We start from the raw sequence: 16,009 nt of genomic DNA, 5'->3' as shown, positions 1-16,009 counted from the left end.
GGTAAGCTTTAAGGGATTATGCGCCGCACCCACTACGCCGGAAGCCTGAGGGAAGCCCACGTGGGGCAGGAGGTGGTCCTCGAGGGCTGGGTGAACCGCCGCCGGGACCTGGGGGGCCTGGTGTTCCTGGACCTGAGGGACCGGGAGGGCCTGGTCCAGCTGGTGGCCCACCCGGAAAGCCCCGCCTACCCCGTAGCCGAGCGGGTGCGCCCGGAGTGGGTGGTGCGCGCCTGGGGCGTGGTGCGCCGCCGCCCCGAGCCCAACCCCCGCCTGGCCACCGGGGCGGTGGAGGTGGAGCTAAAGGTCCTCGAGGTCCTCGCCGAGGCCAAGACTCCCCCCTTCCCCGTGGACGCGGGCTGGCGGGGGGAGGAGGAGAAGGAACCCCATGAGGAGCTCCGCCTCAGGTACCGCTACCTGGACCTAAGAAGGCGCCGGATGCAGGAGAACCTCCGCCTGCGCCACCGGGTCATCAAGGCCATCTGGGACTTCCTGGACCGGGAGGGCTTCGTCCAGGTGGAGACCCCCTTCCTCACCAAGAGCACCCCGGAAGGGGCCCGGGACTTCCTGGTGCCCTACCGCCAGGAGCCCGGCCTCTTCTACGCCCTGCCCCAGTCCCCCCAGCTCTTCAAGCAGATGCTGATGGTGGCGGGGCTGGACCGCTACTTCCAGATCGCCCGCTGCTTCCGCGACGAGGACTTAAGGGCCGACCGCCAGCCCGACTTCACCCAGCTGGACCTGGAGATGAGCTTCGTGGAGGTGGAGGACGTCCTCGCCCTGAACGAGCGCCTCCTGGCCCACGTCTTCCGAGAGGCCCTGGGGGTGGAGCTTCCCCTCCCCTTCCCCAGGCTTTCCTACGGGGAAGCCATGGAGCGCTACGGCTCCGACAAGCCCGACCTCCGCTTTGGCCTAGAGCTTAAGGAGGTGGGGCCCCTCTTCCGGGAGAGCGAGTTCCGGGTCTTCCGGGAGGCGGAACGGGTCAAGGCCCTCGCCCTCCCCAAGGCCCTTTCCCGCAAGGAGATCGCCGAGCTGGAGGAGGTGGCGAGAAGGTACAAGGCCCAGGGCTTGGCCTGGGCCCGGGTGGAGGAAGGGGGCTTCTCGGGGGGCGTGGCCAGGTTTTTAGAGCCTGTCCGGGAGGCCCTCCTTAAGGCCACCGGGGCCAAGCCGGGGGACACCCTCCTCTTCGTGGCGGGGAGCCTTAGGGTGGCGGCGGAGGCCCTGGGAGCAGTGCGGCTCAAGCTGGCCGACCTCCTGGACTTAAGGGAGGAGGGGTTTCGCTTCCTCTGGGTGGTGGACTTCCCCCTTTTGGAGTGGGACGAGGAGGAAGGGGCCTGGACCTACATGCACCACCCCTTCACCAGCCCCCACCCCGAGGACCTCGCCCTCCTGGAGGAAGACCCCGGGAGGGTGCGGGCCCTGGCCTACGACCTGGTCTTAAACGGCGTGGAGGTGGGCGGGGGGTCCATCCGCATCCACGACCCTAGCCTCCAGGCCCGGATCTTCCGGCTCCTCGGCCTCGGCGAGGAGGAGCAAAAGGAGAAGTTCGGCTTCTTCCTCGAGGCCCTGGAGTACGGCGCCCCGCCCCACGGGGGCATCGCCTGGGGGCTGGACCGGCTCCTCGCCCTCATGACGGAAAGCCCCTCCATCCGCGAGGTCATCGCCTTCCCCAAGAACAAGGAGGGGAAGGACCCCCTTACGGGCGCCCCGAGCCCCGTGTCCGAGGAGCAACTGAGGGAGCTCGGCCTCATGGTGATCCCCCATGGCTAGGATTCCCTACGCCCTCGTGGACGCCTTCGCCCCCGCCCCGGGGGCGGGGAACCGGGTGGCCATCGTCCTGGACGCCCGGGGAATGAGCCCCGAGGAGATGCAGCGGGTCGCCAAGAGGCTGGCCCTGCCCGAGACCGCCTTCCTCACGGAGAGGCGAGGCGCGGCCTTTGGCGTCCGCTTCTTCACCCCTTCGGGAGAGGTGGAGTTTTCCGGCCATGCGGCGGTGGCCCTGGGCCTCACCCTGGTGCGGCTGGGCCTGGCCCCCGAGGGGGCCACCCGCCTCTACCTGCACACGCCCACGGAGGCCCTGCCGGTGGAGGTGGAGTACGAGGGAGGGGAGCCCAGGAAGGCCCGGGTGCGGGGCCCCACCCCGCGCTTCCGCGACCTCCCCCCCTTCGCTGCCCTTAGGGCGGCCCTCGAGGCCCTAGGCACCGACGAACGCTACCTCCACCGGGGCCTGCCCTACGGCATCGCCTATACCGGGCTTTGGAGCCTCTTCGTGCCCCTCGTGGCCCCCGGGGTGGTGGACGCCCTGGAGCCGGAGATGCCGGCCCTGGCCGAGGTCTCCCGCAGGCTGGAGGTGGCCACGGTGCACGCCTACGCCCCCATGGGCCCGAGGAGCTTCTACGCTCGGGACTTCGCCCCCCTCCTCGGCATCCCCGAGGACCCGGTCACAGGTTCGGCCAACGCCGCCTTGGGGGCCCTCCTCGCCCGGGCCGGGGTGGTGCCCAGACGGGAGGGAGAGGTGCGGCTCACCGTTTACCAGGGGCACCGCCTGGGGAATCCCGGGGTGGTGGAGGTCCTGGTGGAATACAGCCCCACTGGCCTGCCCTACGCGGTACAGATCGGGGGAGAGGCGGTGGTGGTGGCCACGGGAGACTTGGCGTGATCCGCCTGGTCTTCGTGGACGTGGACGGCACCCTGGTGGGCAAGGACGGGGTGCCCCCTTGCGTCTGGCCCGAGGTGGAGGCCCTGAGGGCCCTAGGGGTTCGGTTCGCCCTGGTGACGGGGAGGCCCGGCCGGGGGGAGGCCCTTTCCCTCGCCCGAAGGCTTGCCCCCGCAGGCCTCCACGTGTACGAGTCGGGGGCCGTGGTCCTCGCCCTCGCCCAGGACCCCCACGAGCCACCCGCCAGGCCCTTCCACGTGGAGGCCCTCCCGGAAGGGCCGGCCCGGGAGGCCGTTCGCCTGGCAAGGAGGCTTTCCCTCCCCTTGGAAGGGTACACGGCGGAAGGGGGCTTCTTCGTGGAGGGGGATAGCCCCCTCCTCCTGGCCCACCAGGCGCTTTTGGGCCTCGAGGCCGAAGGGGCCGACCTCCTTAGGCCTCCCTCCCCCCTGGTGCGCCTCCAGGTGCTGGCCGGGGCCCAAGCCCCCCTGGAGGCCTTCCTGGAGGGCCTTCCTCCTGAGCTTCAGGCCCACGTGGCGGAAAGCCCCAAGATGCCGGGGGTGCGGTTCGTCTCCCTCACCAAGGTGGGCGTGGGCAAGCTCACGGCCGCCCGCCTCGTGGCGGAGGCCTACGGCCTCTCCTTGGCGGAGTGCGCCATGGTGGGGGATGGGGAGAACGACCTGGAGCTGATCCGGGCCGTGGGGATGGGCATCGCCATGGGCAACGCCCCCCCCTCGGTGAAGCGGGCCGCCAGGAAGGTGGTGGCCCCCGTGGAGGCCTGCGGCCTGGCGGAGGCCTTGGCCGCGCTCCGGAAGAACCCTCCCTTCCTTTAGGATGGAGGCGGTATGCGGGTCTTCATCCACGAGATCGCCCGCCACGTGGGCCAGGAGGTAGAACTCCGGGGCTGGGTCTACCAGCGGCGCTCCAAGGGCAGGATCCACTTCCTCATCCTCCGGGACGGCACAGGCTTCCTCCAGGCCACGGTGGTCAGAGGGGAGGTGCCGGAAGAGGCCTTCCGGGAGGCGGACCACCTGCCCCAGGAGACCGCCCTCAGGGTGTGGGGCCGGGTACGGGAGGACGCGAGGGCCCCCGGGGGGTTTGAGCTCGCCGTCCGGAACCTCGAGGTGGTGAGCCGGCCCAAGGAGGAGTACCCCATCGGCCCCAAGGAGCACGGCATTGACTTCCTCCTGGACCACCGCCACCTCTGGCTACGCCACCGCAGGCCCTTCGCCGTGATGCGGATCCGGGACGAGCTAGAGAGGGCCATCCACGAGTTCTTTGGGCAAAGGGGCTTCCTCCGCTTTGACGCCCCCATCCTCACCCCAAGCGCCGTGGAGGGCACCACCGACCTCTTTGAGGTGGACCTCTTTGACGGGGAAAAGGCCTACCTCTCCCAGTCGGGGCAGCTCTACGCCGAAGCCGGGGCCTTGGCCTTTGCCAAGGTCTACACCTTCGGCCCCACCTTTCGGGCGGAGCGCTCCAAAACCAGGCGCCACCTTTTGGAGTTCTGGATGGTGGAGCCCGAGGTGGCCTTCATGACCCACGAGGAAAACATGGACCTCCAGGAGGAGCTGGTGAGCTTCCTGGTGGGCCGGGTGCTGGAGAGGCGTCCTAGGGAGCTTGAGCTTTTGGGGCGGGACCCAAAGGCCCTGGAGCCTGCCGCGGAAGGCCATTACCCCAGGCTCACCTACAAGGAGGCCGTGGCCCGGGTGAACCGGATCGCCGAAGAGGACCCCGAAGTCCCCCCCCTCCCCTACGGCGAGGACTTCGGGGCCCCCCACGAGGCGGCCCTAAGCCGCCAGTTTGACCGGCCCGTCTTCGTGGAGCGCTACCCAGCCCGCATCAAGGCCTTTTACATGGAGCCGGACCCCTCGGACCCCGAACTCGTCCTAAACGACGACCTCCTCGCCCCCGAGGGGTACGGGGAGATCATCGGGGGAAGCCAAAGGATCCACGACCTGGACCTCCTAAGGCGCAAGATCCAGGAGTTCGGCCTCCCCGAGGAGGTCTACGGGTGGTACCTGGACCTCCGCCGCTTCGGAAGCGTCCCCCACTCGGGGTTTGGGCTGGGCCTGGAGCGCACCGTGGCCTGGATCTGCGGGCTCGCCCACGTGCGGGAGGCCATCCCCTTCCCGAGGATGTACACGAGGATGCGGCCCTAGACCCCGGCGAGCTCCAGGAAGTAGCGGTGGAGGCGGGGGTCCTGCGTGAGCTCGGGGTGGAAGCTGCTGGCGAGGACCCTTCCCTGGCGCACCAGGACGGGAAGGTCCCCAAGCCTCGCCAGGACCTCCACCCCCTCCCCCAGCCTGCGGAAGACGGGAGCCCGGATGAAGACACCGTGGAAGGGGCCGAGGCCCTTTACCTCCAGGTCCTCCTCAAAGCTTTCCACCTGCCGCCCAAAGGCGTTCCGCTCCACGGCGGCGTCCAGAACGCCGAGGCGGGGCTGGTCCGGGTAGCCCAGGATCTCCCGGGCCATCCAAATGGCCCCGGCGCAGGTGCCGAAGAGGGCCAAGGTGCCCTCCTCCACCCGCCTGCGCACCGCCTCCTCCAGGCCGTACTCCCGGGCGAGCTTGCCGATGGTGGTGGACTCGCCTCCCGGAATAATAAGGGCCTTGAGGCCCTCGAGGTGCTCGGGCTTCCGCACCTCCCGGGCCTCTACCCCGAGCCGCCTAAGGGCCTCCTTGTGCTCGCGAAAATCCCCCTGTAGCGCCAGCACGCCGACCACGCCCCTCATCCTCGTCCCTGCGGTCCTTGCTGTCAAGGCAGGGCCTTCTCCTTGCCCTTGGCCTCCAGCATGACGTCGGCGGGGCCCGGGAGGGCGGCAAGAAGCCTCTCCCAGTCCTCCCGGGCCACCCGGAAGGCGTGGGCCCCGGGGCGCTTCACGGGGTCCTGGCTGGAGAGGTGCACCTTGGGCCGGCCCCGCCAGGTGGAAAAGGCCAGGCGAAAGGCCTCCGCCAGGGAAACCCTCCCGGGGTTTAGGGCGTGGTGGAGGGTGTCCACCACCACCGGCACCCCCAGGGCCTCCGCCGCTTCCAGGACCCCTTCCACGCTCCAGAGCCTTTCGTCGTTCTCCAGGGCCAAGAACCTTAAGACCTCCTTTTCCCCCCGCAGGTTCTCCACGAAGCGGCGGAGGGCCCTTTTCCTCTCTCCGTAGGCCCCGCCCAGGTGGAGCACCAAGACCCCCTCCTCCGCCCCGAGGAGGGCGAGCACCCGGGCCGAGTAGCGGAGCTCGGCCAGGGAGCGCTCCACCACCTTGGGGTCCGGGCTTCCCGGGTTCACGTAGGGCCCAGGGTGCATGGAGAGCCGCTGGCCGAGGCTTTTGGCCAGGGCCCCGAGGCGGGCGAGCTCTTCCTTGTGGGCCCGCTCCCAGTCGTAGGGAAAGAGGGGGTGGGAGGCGAAGGGGATGAGGTGCTGGCCGAGGCGGAAGAGGGCGAAACCGGAGGCGGCGTTAAAGCCGAGGATCCTCTCCAGGTCCCGGAGGTTTTCCGCCACCTTCTCCCGCACCCTCTCCTCGGTGAGGTGGGCGAGGCGCAGGGTGCGGTTGGTGGTGGCCTTTAGGGTGAGGTTCTCGCAGGGGTAGCCCAGGCGGATCACCGCAAGACCTCGGCCTCGAGGAAGACCTCCACCTCGTCCCGGACCTCGAGGAAAAGGAAGCGGGGCCGCTTGAGCCCCCACTGGGAGAAGCGGGTGGAGAAGCTCCCCGAAAACCAAAGGCCCCCGGGGGCCTCCCGAAGCTCCCCTAGGATCTCCACAGGAAGCCTCTTCCCCACCATCTCCAGCTCCCCTTCCACCACGAACCTGGGGCCTTCCCGGTAGGCCCTTTTGGGGTAGAGGCAGGCCTCGGGGTGCTCCCCAGCCTTCAGGATCTCCAGGGCTTTCCTGTCCCGCTCGCCGTTGCCCGAGTTCCAGGCCGCCTGCTTTAGGCAGACCTTTCCCGAGGCCTTCTCCAGCCCATCCCAAAGCACCTCTCCCCGGGCCGTGGGGTTCACGCCCTCCCAGCTTCCCAGGGGATAGTAGCCCCGGTACCGGGCCACCCCCGCCACGGCGTAGGGGGCCTGGGCCTGGGCCAGGAGCAAAAAGCACACCAAAACGAGGATCTTCCTCACTTAGACTTCCCCCTCACCCAAGGAAGGAAGGGACCTGGCGCGCTTAGGACTAAAGCTCCAGCGCTCGCCCAAGGTGGCGTAGTCTCGGAAGCCCAGGAAGAGGATGGGGCGCTGCTTGGCCTTTGCAGAACCCTCCACGTGGACCACCTCTCCCAGAAAAAGGGCGTGGTCCCCGTCCGAAGGCCACTCCAAGACGCGCATCTCGTAAACAGCGAGGGCCCTTTCGGGCACTTGGGTGTGGGCGAGGCGCCGGGCAGGGCGCAAGGCGACCCCAAGGCGTTCGGCCTTGTCCACCCTCCGCCCCGAGAGGTAACCCGCCCGGACCACCCAGGCCCTCTCCTCCCAGGGGAGGAAGGCGAGGGCTGCCTCGGAAAGCTCCCGAAGGAGGCCTAGGGTGTGGTTCTTGCGGTCCACGGCGAGGAGGAAGCGGAAGGGCTCCTTAGAAGCGGGCATCCACCAGGCTATGGGCATGAAGTTCCGCCCCACGGCGAGGAGGGCCAGGCGCATGGGATAGAAGAAGGCCCGGTACACCTAGACCTCCAGGACTTCCGGGGGAGACTCCTCGAGGACCCCCTCCAGCACCCTCCGGGCCGCCTCCTCCGGGGAGAGGGCCTCCTTAGGGGGGCCCCCGAGGGGCGTCCAAAGGCCCGTGGCCACGGCGGGCAGCCGCACCAGGACGAGGTGTACCCCCTCCCGGGCGAGCTCCTTCCGGGCCGCCTCGAGGTAGGCCTCGAGGGCCCCCTTGGCCGCGGCATAGGCAGCGAACCCGGGGACCCGGACGTACGCAGGGTAGGCGCCGAAGAAGACCCCCCTCGCCCCCCTCTGCCAGCGGGCGTGCTTGAGGAGGAGGGCGGCGGTGAGGAAGTGGGCGGCGAGCATCCCCTCCAGAAGGTCCCGGCCCACCTCCCGCACCCTCGCCCTGGCGGCCCATCCCACCGTGTGAAGGAGAAGGTCCAGAGGCCCCACCTCCTCCATAAGGGCCCTCACCTCCAGCTCGTCGGCAAGCTCGGCGGGAAGGGGCTTCCCCCCCACCTCCTGGGCCAAGGCCCTGAGGACCTGGACCCGCCGCCCCACGAGGAGGAGGTCGTGCCCCTTTAGGGCCCGGGCAAAGGCGCCGCCTAGGCCCCCCGTGGCTCCGGCGATGAGGACGCGCATGGCCTTCAGGCTAGGACCTGGGACGGCCGCGGTTTGTAGGGCAGGGAGAAAAGCCCCGGGCGGGCCGCCTTCAGGCGTTCAGGCGGCCTTGACCCCCTCCCCGAAGCCCTCCTCGAGGCTCTTGGCCCGGGCAATGGCGAAGATGAGAAGGCCGTAGACGGGCTTGGCCATGAGGTCGGCCAGGCTGTACCCAAGCTGGATGGCCACCTTCTGGGCATCCCCTCTTCCTCCTCGCCCTCCTGGCCCACCCCTACGCCACCTTGGCGGGCTACTTCCTCCTGGAGCACAGCCTGAAAAGCCTCCGGCTCGCCGGGGTGCGGGGACGAGAGTGGCTTTGGGTCTATGGGGCCACCCTCGGGGGTGTGGGCCTTGCCCTCCTCCTCTACCCCCGGACCATGGACCCCCTCGCTGCCTACATGGGCGCGGTCTTCGCCCTCACCCCGCCCCACCTCCTCGTGGTGGAGCTTTGGCTTGGGCTTCGGCCTCGCGCACGATGGCCCGCGCCAGGTCGCTGAAGATCCGCCGGTGCAGGGGATAGAGGGCCCACCAGTAGAGGAAGCCCGTGAGGCCCTTGGGCTCAAAGTAGGCGGTCTGGACGAGGAGGCTCCCCCCTTCCTCCTCCCGGGCCTCCCACTCCAGCCAGGCCCGCCCGGGCAGGCGCATCTCCGCCCGCAGGCGGAGGAGCCGGGGAGGCTCTACTGCCTCCACCCGCCAGAAGTCCACCGCCTCCCCGGGGAGGAGCTCGGTGGGGTGGCGCCTCCCCCGCCTCAGGCCCGGCCCCCCGAGGAGGCGGTCCAGAAGCCCCCTCAGGGCCCAGGCCCAGTTCCAGGCGAGCCAGCCCCGTTCTCCCCCTAAGGAGGAAAAGCTCCGGAAGAGGGCCTCGGGGCAGGCCTTGGCGTGGAGGACGCGGACCTCGCGGATGAGGCCTTCCCGGTCCTCGAGGCGGTAGCCCGGCCCGTAAAGCGCCCCGGACCAGCGGGTCTCCACCTCGCCCAGGGCAATCCTTTCCAAGGCGAGCTCCACCGCCTTGCGGTAGGGGATGGGGGAAACCTCGGGGAAAAGGGCCTTGGCCCGGGCGGTGTCCGCCACCAGGGGGTGGAGGATCCCCTCCACCAGGGGTAGGGCGAGCCGGTTGGGGATGGGGGTCACCAGACCCACCCACAGCGCGGCGAGCCTTGGGGCAAGCACGGGGACGGGCAGGATGACCCGCTTAAGCCCCCGGACCTCGGCGTAGGTCTCCATCATGGCCTTGAAGGAGAGGGGTTCCGTGCCGATCTCCACCACGCCGGAAGGCCCCCGCTCCAGGGCCAGGACCAAATAGGCCAGCACGTCCCGGATGGCGATGGGAGAGACGGGGTTCAGCACCCAGCGGGGGGCCACCATGAGGGGAAGGCGCTCCGTGAGGTAGCGGACCATCTCAAAGCTGGCGGACCCTGAGCCCACGATGGGCCCCGCCCGGAACTCCGTGGCGGGGAGGTTTGCCCTCAGGATCTCCCCCACCTGGGCCCGGCTTTGGAGGTGAAGGGAGGGCCGGCCTTCCTTGGGCAGGAGACCCCCGAGGTAGACCACGTGCCCCAGGCCCGTCTCGCGGGCCACCCGGGCGAAGGCCTCCGCCTGGCGGCGCTCCGCCTCCTGGAAGGGGCCTTCCGAAAGCATGGCGTGGACCAGGTAGTAGGCGGCCTCCACCCCCTCCAGGGCCCGCCTGAGGGCCCCCTCGTCCTCGAGGCTCCCCCGCACCACCTCCACCCGCCCCGCCCAGGGGCGCCCCCGGAGGCGGGTCTCGTCCCGTACCAGGACCCGCACCTGGTGGCCCCTCTCCAGAAGCCTCGGCACCAGCCTCCCCCCCACGTAGCCCGTGGCCCCCGTAACTAGGACGCGCACGCTCCAAGCATACCCGCGCTCTCCTCGGGGAAGGGTGGCGGGGGACCATGGTCCAGGCCAAGGTCTTTCCCGAACGCGGGGGCTACCCTAGGCCCCGTGCGGGCCTTGGTGGTGGGGGCGGGCATCGGCGGGCTGGTGGCGGCCAGGGCCCTAAGGCGGGCGGGCCTCGAGGTTGGGGTCTTGGAGGCCCACACCTACCCGGGGGGCCTCGCCGGGAGCTTCTACCACCGGGGCTACCGCCTGGACGCCGGGGCCACCCTGCTTTCCGGCTTCGCCCCTGGGGCCCCCCTGGCCTTGGTGGCGGAGGCCTTAGGGGTGCGCTTCCCCGTGGAACCCTTCCCTGAGGGCTTCCCCCTTATGGCGGTCCACCTACCCCGGGGGGAGGTGGTGCGCCCCGTGGGGCGAAAGGCGGAGCGGGAGGCCCAGCGAGACTTCTTCGGCCCCCAGGTCCTCCCCTTCTGGGCGTGGCAGGAGGCTAGGGCCCAGGCCCTCCTCGCCCTCGCCCCCCGCCTCCCCTGGCCCCCGGAAAGGGAGGAGTTTCCCCGCCTTCTCCCCCTCCTTCCCCGGCTCCTTCCCCTCCTTCCCGACCTCTTCTTGAAGGCGGTCCACCGGGCCCCCCAGGACCCCCACTTCCTCCGCTTCCTGGACGCCCAGCTCCTCATCGCAAGCCAAGCGGAGGCCCATCGCACCTACGCCCTCTACGCTGCCCTCGCCTTGGACCTCCCCCACATGGGCCCCGCCCTGGTGCCGGGGGGCGTGGGGCGGGTAGCGGAGGCCCTGGCCGAAGGGATCCCTGTGCGCTACAAGGCGCGGGCCGAGAGGCTCCTCCTGCGGGAGGGGCGGGCCTGGGCCGTAGAGGTGGCCTACGGGGGAAGGCGGCGGGGGGAAAGGGAGGTGGTGGAGGCCGACCTCTTCGTCCTGGACGTCCCCCTCGCCCCCCTCCTTGGCCTTCCCCTTAGGGCCCCCAAGGACGCCTGGGGGGCCTTCGTGGTCCACGGGGTCCTGCCCTTTAAGGCCTCCCCCCCCTACTTCCGGCAAAACGCCGGGGAGAGGCCCTTCGCCTTCCTCTCCTTGCGCCCCGAGGGGGAGAAGACGGCCTTCGCCCTAAGCCTCCACACCCCCCTCGGCCTCTGGGAGGGGCTTTCCCGGGAGGAGTACAGGGCGCTCAAGGCCCGGTGGGGAGGGATGGCCCTAAGCCTGGGGGAAGCCCTCCTTCCCGGGCTGAGGGAGGCGGAGTTCCTCCTCTTCGGCACCCCTAGGACCTACGCTCGCTTCGCCGGGCGGGCCTGGGTGGGGGGGTTCCCCCAGACCCACCCCTTCCGCTTCCCCCGGGTGCGGCCCTTCCCCAACGTCTTCCGGGTGGGGGAAGGAGTCTTCCCGGGGCAGAGCGTCCCCGCCGCGGCCCTTTCCGGCCTTAGGGCGGCCCGCCTGGCCCTCCAAGCCCTAGGCCTTTCAGGTAGCGAAGGAGAATCCCGGCCGTCCTTCCCTCCCGCTCCGTGAGGAGGTCCAAATGGGTGAGGCCGGGAAGGACCCAAAGGCGCACCTCCGTCCCCGGGAAGAGCTCCCCTAAAGGGAAATCCTCCGCCTTCGGGTAGAGGCCCCGCCCGGCCCCCAGGGCAAGGAGGGGGTAGGGGAGGGCCCGGGGCTTGAGGCCCGGGAGGATGTAGGGATACCCCCCCACCTCCAGGAGGAGCCGGTAGGGGAAGTACCACTCGGAAAAGCCGGTCTCTGGAAGGGCGAAGGCCCTTAAAAAGGCCCTCGGATCCGTGGCCTCCCCGGTGTCCCGCCAGGCGATGGGGCCCGCCCTTGGCCCCCTTGGGGTGAAGACGATTCTCCCCTGGAGTAGCCCCAGGAGGCTCAGGCCCTCCCTGGCCCAGGCCCGCCCCGCGCTCACGCTGAAGACGGGGAAGAGGCTGTAGTCGTCGTCCACCCGGAGAAGGGCCAAGGCCTCCCGGGTGGCCCGGTAGGGCCCGAAGGGGAGGGTCTCCTCAGGCCTCCTGGCCGCAAGGAAGGCCTCCGCCTCGGCCAGGGCGAGCTCCTTAGGCCCAAGCCCCGGCCACGCCAAGACGGGGCTCCCCTCCCCCCGCAGGAAGGCCCGGTAGCCCACAAGCCGCCCGAAGGGGAGGTCCGCCCCCTCATAAAAGGCCTCCTCCGCAAGGGGCACTACCCCGGGCGCCCCGTCCAGGAGAACGAGCCCGGAAAGCTTTTCCCCGTGGAGGAGGGCGTAGAGCCCCGCAAGGGCCGCGCCCAGGGAGTGGCCCGCGAGGACCACGGGGGCGCGGGCCCTTGCCGCCTCCACCGCCAGGTCCAGGTCCTTAAGGTGCACCTCCAGGCCCCACCCCCGCAAGGGGGAAAGGTCAGGGAGGGCAAGGGCGCGGTAGTAGGCCATGGGGTCCTCCAGGAGGAAGCCTGAGCGGTCCTCGAGGCCGTTGGCGCGCCTCTCCCAGGCCCAGACCTCGAGGCCAGGCTCCCTAGCCCTAAGGTGCTCCGCCAGGAGGGCGAAGTTGGTGCTCCCCCCAAGAAGCCCGGGCACCAGGAGGAGAATGGCCCGGGGATTTGGAGCCGGGTAGACCAGGGCGTAGCTATGGTCCAGGTCCGGCCTCCCCGTATTCGCCCCGGGGAGGGCCCGGTACTCCTGGCCGAGGGCCAGGAGGAGGGCGGCGGAGAAGGCCAAGAGCCGCTTCATGCCCCTCACCTTACCTCGGCGAGGACGAGGCCGAGCCGGCCCAGCCTGCGGACCTCCCCCCGGAACCCCGCCCCTTCCAGGAGGGGAAGAAAGGCCTGCGGCGTGGGGCGGAAAAGCCCCCAAGGGCCTCCCGGCCCCAGAAGGAGGAGGCCGAAGAGCCTCCCGCCGGGCCTAAGTACCCGCCTCGCCTCCCGGGCCGCCGCCACGGGGTCCAAAAACTCGTTCCAGGTGGGCCCGATGGCCACCCCCCCGAAGGCCCCGTCCCGGAAAGGAAGCCTTTCCCCGTGGGCGAGGAGATAGGCCCCAGGGCGGCGCCTTTGAGCCACCTTGAGGAAGACAGGGGAAGGGTCCACCCCCACCATCCCCTCCCCCAGGGCCTCCCGGTAGACGCCGGTCCCCGTGCCCACGTCCAGAAAAGGCCCTCCCGTGGGGAGAAGCCACCCCTTGAGGAGGTTAAGCTCCCCAGCGAGGTCCAGGCGCCCCCCGGAGAGGAGGCCCGTAGACCGAACCCTCCAGAGGTCGTAGCCCAGGGCCACGGGGGGGAACCGGTTGAGGAGGGCCAGAAGGGGCCTTTCCCGGAAGGCCCGGAGGTCCAGAAATTCCCCCTTCCGCGGAAAAACCCGGCCACACCCACGGCAGCGCCCCTCCTCGCGGAGGGGCCCCCGGCAGAAGGGGCAGGCGAGGAGGGGGAGAAGCCAAGGGGGAGGCCCCGGGAAGGGAGGCTTAGGGGCCTTAGCGGCTCCCACCGAGGACGGTGGCGTCCACCACGGCCACCGCGGTAAGGGTGCCCGCCTTCAGGCTTCCCAGGGCGAACACGGTGTACATCTTCCCGCCTTCAAGAGTGAACCCGGGAAGGGCCAGGGCCACGGTGGAGGTGCCGGCCGCCCGGACCTCGAGGTCGTAGGTCCCCGCGGGCACCGAGAGGTAGGTGCTGGCCTGGGGGAAGGGAAGCCCGGCGAAGAGCACCGGCCCCCCCTTCACCGCCACGTCCACCGCCGGGGCGTCGGGGGAAGCGTGGACCACCCGGACCCTGGCGTAGCCCGCCCGAGGGAAGAAGCCCGAAAGGAGGTCCGTGTAGACCTGGGGCTGGATCTGGGCCAGGAAGCCCGTGGCGGCCACGGTGTAGTAGACCCCCTCCTTGAGGTCCAGCTCGGCGTCTATCACCACGGGAGACCCCTGCCCCGAAGGCACCACCTGCACCCTCACCTTGGCGGCGGGAAGGGGAATGTAGGGGGTAACCTGCTTGAAGGCCAGGCCCGTGATGGCCTTCTGCCCGTTCACCAGGACGTCCACCGCCGGGGCGTCGGGGGAGAGGTGGGCCACCCGCACCATGGCCCCCTGGGCCAGGGCCAGGCCCGCCAAAGCCAAAAGGGCGATCAGGCCAAAGAACCTTTTCATCTTTCCCTCCTGGCACGAAGGTAGCAGGCGAAGGGAAGGCCTACCTTGCCCTGGACTACAAAAACCTTACCGAAAATCGTTCCACGCCACCGAGATCTCCCGGCACAGGGGTTCACCTCCTGAACCAAAGGAGGCGCAGGCTGTTAAGGGTCACCAGGAGCAAAGCCCCCTGGTCGGCGAGGAGGGCAGGCCAAAGCCCGGTGAGGCCGAGGAGGAAAAGCCCTTTGAGCCCCACGGCAAAAGCGATGTTCTAGTAGAGGTGGCCCCGGAAGTCCCCCCAAAAGAGGGGAAGCACAAACGCCACGAGGGCCGCAAGGAGGAGGACAAGGGGCGTGTAGCGGCGGCTAAAGGCATCTACGAGGCGCTCCACCTCCGCCTTCTGCAAAAGGGCCTCTTCGGCAAGGAACCCCTCTTCCGGAAGGCGCTCCACCCGCACGAGGAGGCTTCCCCCGTAGACCCTCTCCCCCACCCCCTTGGCCTTGGGGAGGGGCTCCCCGGTAAAGCCGCACCCGGTCCCCCACCCTCAAGGCGGAAAGGGGCACCTCCTCCACCCCTTCTCCCTTCACCCGGAGCGCCCGCCTCGGGAGAAGGCCTCCCAGGGAGAAGAGGGCCTTCCGGGCTTGGGCCTCGAGGACCTCCCCCACCAGGAAAAGGAAGACCACCACCGCCGCCTCCTGCGCCGCCCCGATGGTCAGGGCTCCAAAGGCGGCGAGGCTCACCAGGACCTGCATGCTGAAGGGGTTTTTGCGGAGGCCACGAAACCCTCTTAGGGCCACGGGGAAAACCCCCACCGAAGCGGCGAGGGCGTAGGGCCCGGGGCCCAAAGGAAAGAAAGGATCCAGGAGGAAGGCCAGAAGGAGGAGCCCCCCGCTTCCCAGGGCCCGGAAAGCCCCCCTTCCCGCTGCGCGCGAAGCCGGTAGCCGAGGGACCTGAGGCGGGCCTCGGCCGCCTTGAGGGTGCCTTCTCCCTCCAGGGCCAGGTAGGCCTTGCCGCTCGCATAGCTCACCTGGACCCCCACCACCCCCGGCACCTCCTTAAGGGCGGCCTCCACCTTGCGGGCGCAAGAGGCGCAGTCTAGGCCCTCCACCTGGAAGGCGTGCACCCTGGGGGCCTCCATGCCCCCAGGGTAGCATCAAACCGCCCTACCAGCCCCGCTTGGCAAGCCTTTCCTCTTCCCTAAGCTGGTCCAGGTTGATGCCCACCATGGGCTCGCCCAGGTCCTCGCTCACCTCGGCCAGGACCTCGGGGTCGTTGTAGTGGGTCACGGCCCGCACAATGGCCCGGGCCCTTTTCTTGGGGTCGCCGGACTTAAAGATGCCGCTCCCCACAAAGACGCCGTCCATGCCCAGGTGCATCATGAGGGCGGCGTCCGCGGGGGTAGCGATCCCCCCAGCGGCGAAGTTCACCACGGGGAGGCGGCCGTGCTCGTGGACCCACCTCACGAGCTCCAAGGGCGCCCCGATCTCCTTGGCGTAGGCCATGAGCTCGTCCTCACGGAGGGACTGGACGTAGCGGATCCCCTTCCACACCGCCCGGGCGTGGCGCACCGCCTCCACCACGTTGCCCGTGCCCGCCTCCCCCTTGGTGCGGATCATGGCCGCCCCCTCGGCGATGCGCCTTAGGGCCTCCCCCAGGTCCCGGGCGCCGCAGACGAAGGGCACCTTGAACCGCCACTTGTCAATGTGGTGCTCCTCGTCGGCGGGGGTCAGCACCTCGGACTCGTCAATGAAGTCCACCCCGATGGCCTCGAGGATCATGGCCTCCACGAAGTGGCCGATCCTCACCTTGGCCATGACGGGGATGGACACCGCGGCCATGATCTCCTTGATCCGCTTGGGGTCGGACATGCGGGCCACCCCGCCCTGCGCCCGGATGTCGGCGGGCACCCTTTCCAGGGCCATCACCGCCACCGCCCCCGCCTCCTCGGCGATCACCGCCTGCTCGGGGGTGGTCACGTCCATGATCACCCCGCCCTTAAACATCTCGGCGAAGCCCGTCTTGATTTGGAAGGTTCCCTTCTCCATGCCGCCTCCCATCCTCTAGCCTACCCTTAACCGCGTCAAGGGAGGGGGCTACGAAGGGCGCGGGCCTTAGTACCCCACCGCGGCCAAGCCCCGAAAGGGCCTCCTTAGGGCC

Annotated in this window: 18 protein-coding genes and 1 pseudogene; 6 read left to right on the top strand and 13 right to left on the bottom strand. The window is 70.0% G+C overall.

What is annotated here, in order from left to right; all coding sequences use genetic code 11:
• The first annotated feature begins 18 nt into the window (after window positions 1-18).
• The 4 genes from aspS to asnS are packed head-to-tail and all read left to right on the top strand — an operon-like array spanning window position 19 to window position 4,809.
• Window positions 19-1,764 (top strand): aspartate--tRNA ligase, encoded by a 1,746-nt coding sequence (gene aspS, locus H531_RS0102935; RefSeq protein ID WP_022797868.1) that lies wholly within the window; start codon window positions 19-21, stop codon window positions 1,762-1,764.
• Entirely contained in the window at window positions 1,757-2,653 is an 897-nt protein-coding gene (locus H531_RS0102930; protein WP_022797867.1) for a PhzF family phenazine biosynthesis protein, read from the top strand. The genes aspS and H531_RS0102930 overlap by 8 nt, the downstream gene beginning before the upstream one ends.
• A complete protein-coding gene (locus H531_RS0102925) occupies window positions 2,650-3,480 on the top strand; it encodes an HAD family hydrolase (protein WP_022797866.1) in 831 nt (276 codons plus the stop codon). Before H531_RS0102930 ends, H531_RS0102925 begins: the two co-directional genes overlap by 4 nt.
• A 12-nt stretch (window positions 3,481-3,492) precedes the next feature.
• A complete protein-coding gene (asnS, locus tag H531_RS0102920) occupies window positions 3,493-4,809 on the top strand; it encodes an asparagine--tRNA ligase (RefSeq protein ID WP_022797865.1) in 1,317 nt (438 codons plus the stop codon).
• Here asnS and pdxT read toward each other — a convergent pair.
• From pdxT to H531_RS14230, 6 genes are all read right to left on the bottom strand, one after another.
• Complete coding sequence (pdxT, locus tag H531_RS0102915) at window positions 4,806-5,381, bottom strand: pyridoxal 5'-phosphate synthase glutaminase subunit PdxT (protein ID WP_022797864.1); 576 nt, start codon at window positions 5,379-5,381, stop codon at window positions 4,806-4,808. The genes asnS and pdxT overlap by 4 nt on opposite strands.
• Window positions 5,382-5,404: 23 nt before the next feature.
• Window positions 5,405-6,241 (bottom strand): UV DNA damage repair endonuclease UvsE, encoded by an 837-nt coding sequence (uvsE, locus tag H531_RS0102910; protein ID WP_022797863.1) that lies wholly within the window; start codon window positions 6,239-6,241, stop codon window positions 5,405-5,407.
• Window positions 6,238-6,753: a YceI family protein gene (locus tag H531_RS0102905; protein WP_022797862.1), complete on the bottom strand. Its 516-nt coding sequence runs from the start codon at window positions 6,751-6,753 to the stop codon at window positions 6,238-6,240. Before H531_RS0102905 ends, uvsE begins: the two co-directional genes overlap by 4 nt.
• Window positions 6,754-7,284: a flavin reductase family protein gene (locus H531_RS0102900; protein ID WP_022797861.1), complete on the bottom strand. Its 531-nt coding sequence runs from the start codon at window positions 7,282-7,284 to the stop codon at window positions 6,754-6,756.
• Window positions 7,285-7,908, bottom strand: coding sequence for an SDR family NAD(P)-dependent oxidoreductase (locus H531_RS0102895; protein ID WP_028490611.1), 624 nt, complete (start codon window positions 7,906-7,908; stop codon window positions 7,285-7,287). It abuts the gene before it with no gap.
• Between the two features lie 78 nt (window positions 7,909-7,986).
• Window positions 7,987-8,115, bottom strand: coding sequence for a bacteriorhodopsin-like (locus tag H531_RS14230; RefSeq protein WP_245540652.1), 129 nt, complete (start codon window positions 8,113-8,115; stop codon window positions 7,987-7,989).
• Between the two features lie 53 nt (window positions 8,116-8,168).
• Between H531_RS14230 and H531_RS13805 the strand changes: the two genes are divergently transcribed.
• Window positions 8,169-8,423: a hypothetical protein gene (locus H531_RS13805; protein WP_245540651.1), complete on the top strand. Its 255-nt coding sequence runs from the start codon at window positions 8,169-8,171 to the stop codon at window positions 8,421-8,423.
• Here H531_RS13805 and H531_RS0102885 read toward each other — a convergent pair.
• Entirely contained in the window at window positions 8,344-9,789 is a 1,446-nt protein-coding gene (locus tag H531_RS0102885; RefSeq protein WP_022797860.1) for an SDR family oxidoreductase, read from the bottom strand. The genes H531_RS13805 and H531_RS0102885 overlap by 80 nt on opposite strands.
• 96 nt (window positions 9,790-9,885) lie before the next feature.
• Here H531_RS0102885 and H531_RS0102880 point away from each other — a divergent pair, with 96 nt between their 5' ends.
• Window positions 9,886-11,289, top strand: a complete 1,404-nt coding sequence (locus H531_RS0102880; protein WP_022797859.1) for a phytoene desaturase family protein — start codon at window positions 9,886-9,888, stop codon at window positions 11,287-11,289.
• Here H531_RS0102880 and H531_RS0102875 read toward each other — a convergent pair.
• From H531_RS0102875 to pdxS, 6 genes and pseudogenes are all read right to left on the bottom strand, one after another.
• Window positions 11,204-12,475 (bottom strand): alpha/beta fold hydrolase, encoded by a 1,272-nt coding sequence (locus tag H531_RS0102875; protein ID WP_022797858.1) that lies wholly within the window; start codon window positions 12,473-12,475, stop codon window positions 11,204-11,206. The two genes, H531_RS0102880 and H531_RS0102875, sit on opposite strands and share 86 nt — an antisense overlap.
• A gap of 5 nt (window positions 12,476-12,480) precedes the next feature.
• Entirely contained in the window at window positions 12,481-13,221 is a 741-nt protein-coding gene (locus tag H531_RS0102870) for a class I SAM-dependent methyltransferase (protein WP_022797857.1), read from the bottom strand.
• Window positions 13,208-13,873 (bottom strand): DUF4397 domain-containing protein, encoded by a 666-nt coding sequence (locus H531_RS0102865; protein ID WP_022797856.1) that lies wholly within the window; start codon window positions 13,871-13,873, stop codon window positions 13,208-13,210. Before H531_RS0102865 ends, H531_RS0102870 begins: the two co-directional genes overlap by 14 nt.
• Window positions 13,874-13,985: 112 nt before the next feature.
• On the bottom strand, window positions 13,986-14,108 hold the full coding sequence (locus H531_RS15075; protein WP_022797855.1) for a hypothetical protein: 123 nt from the start codon (window positions 14,106-14,108) through the stop codon (window positions 13,986-13,988).
• Between the two features lie 18 nt (window positions 14,109-14,126).
• Window positions 14,127-14,990 (bottom strand): annotated as a pseudogene (locus H531_RS14435) (cation transporter); the annotation flags it as partial.
• 25 nt (window positions 14,991-15,015) lie between these two features.
• Window positions 15,016-15,897, bottom strand: coding sequence for a pyridoxal 5'-phosphate synthase lyase subunit PdxS (gene pdxS / locus H531_RS0102840; protein WP_022797851.1), 882 nt, complete (start codon window positions 15,895-15,897; stop codon window positions 15,016-15,018).
• Window positions 15,898-16,009: the final 112 nt, after the last annotated feature.

This window comes from Thermus islandicus DSM 21543 (genome assembly GCF_000421625.1).
GTDB classification, from domain to species: Bacteria; Deinococcota; Deinococci; order Deinococcales; family Thermaceae; genus Thermus; species Thermus islandicus.
The sequence above is the reverse complement of the archived record's forward strand: the minus strand, read 5'-3'. Positions and strand labels throughout refer to the sequence as shown.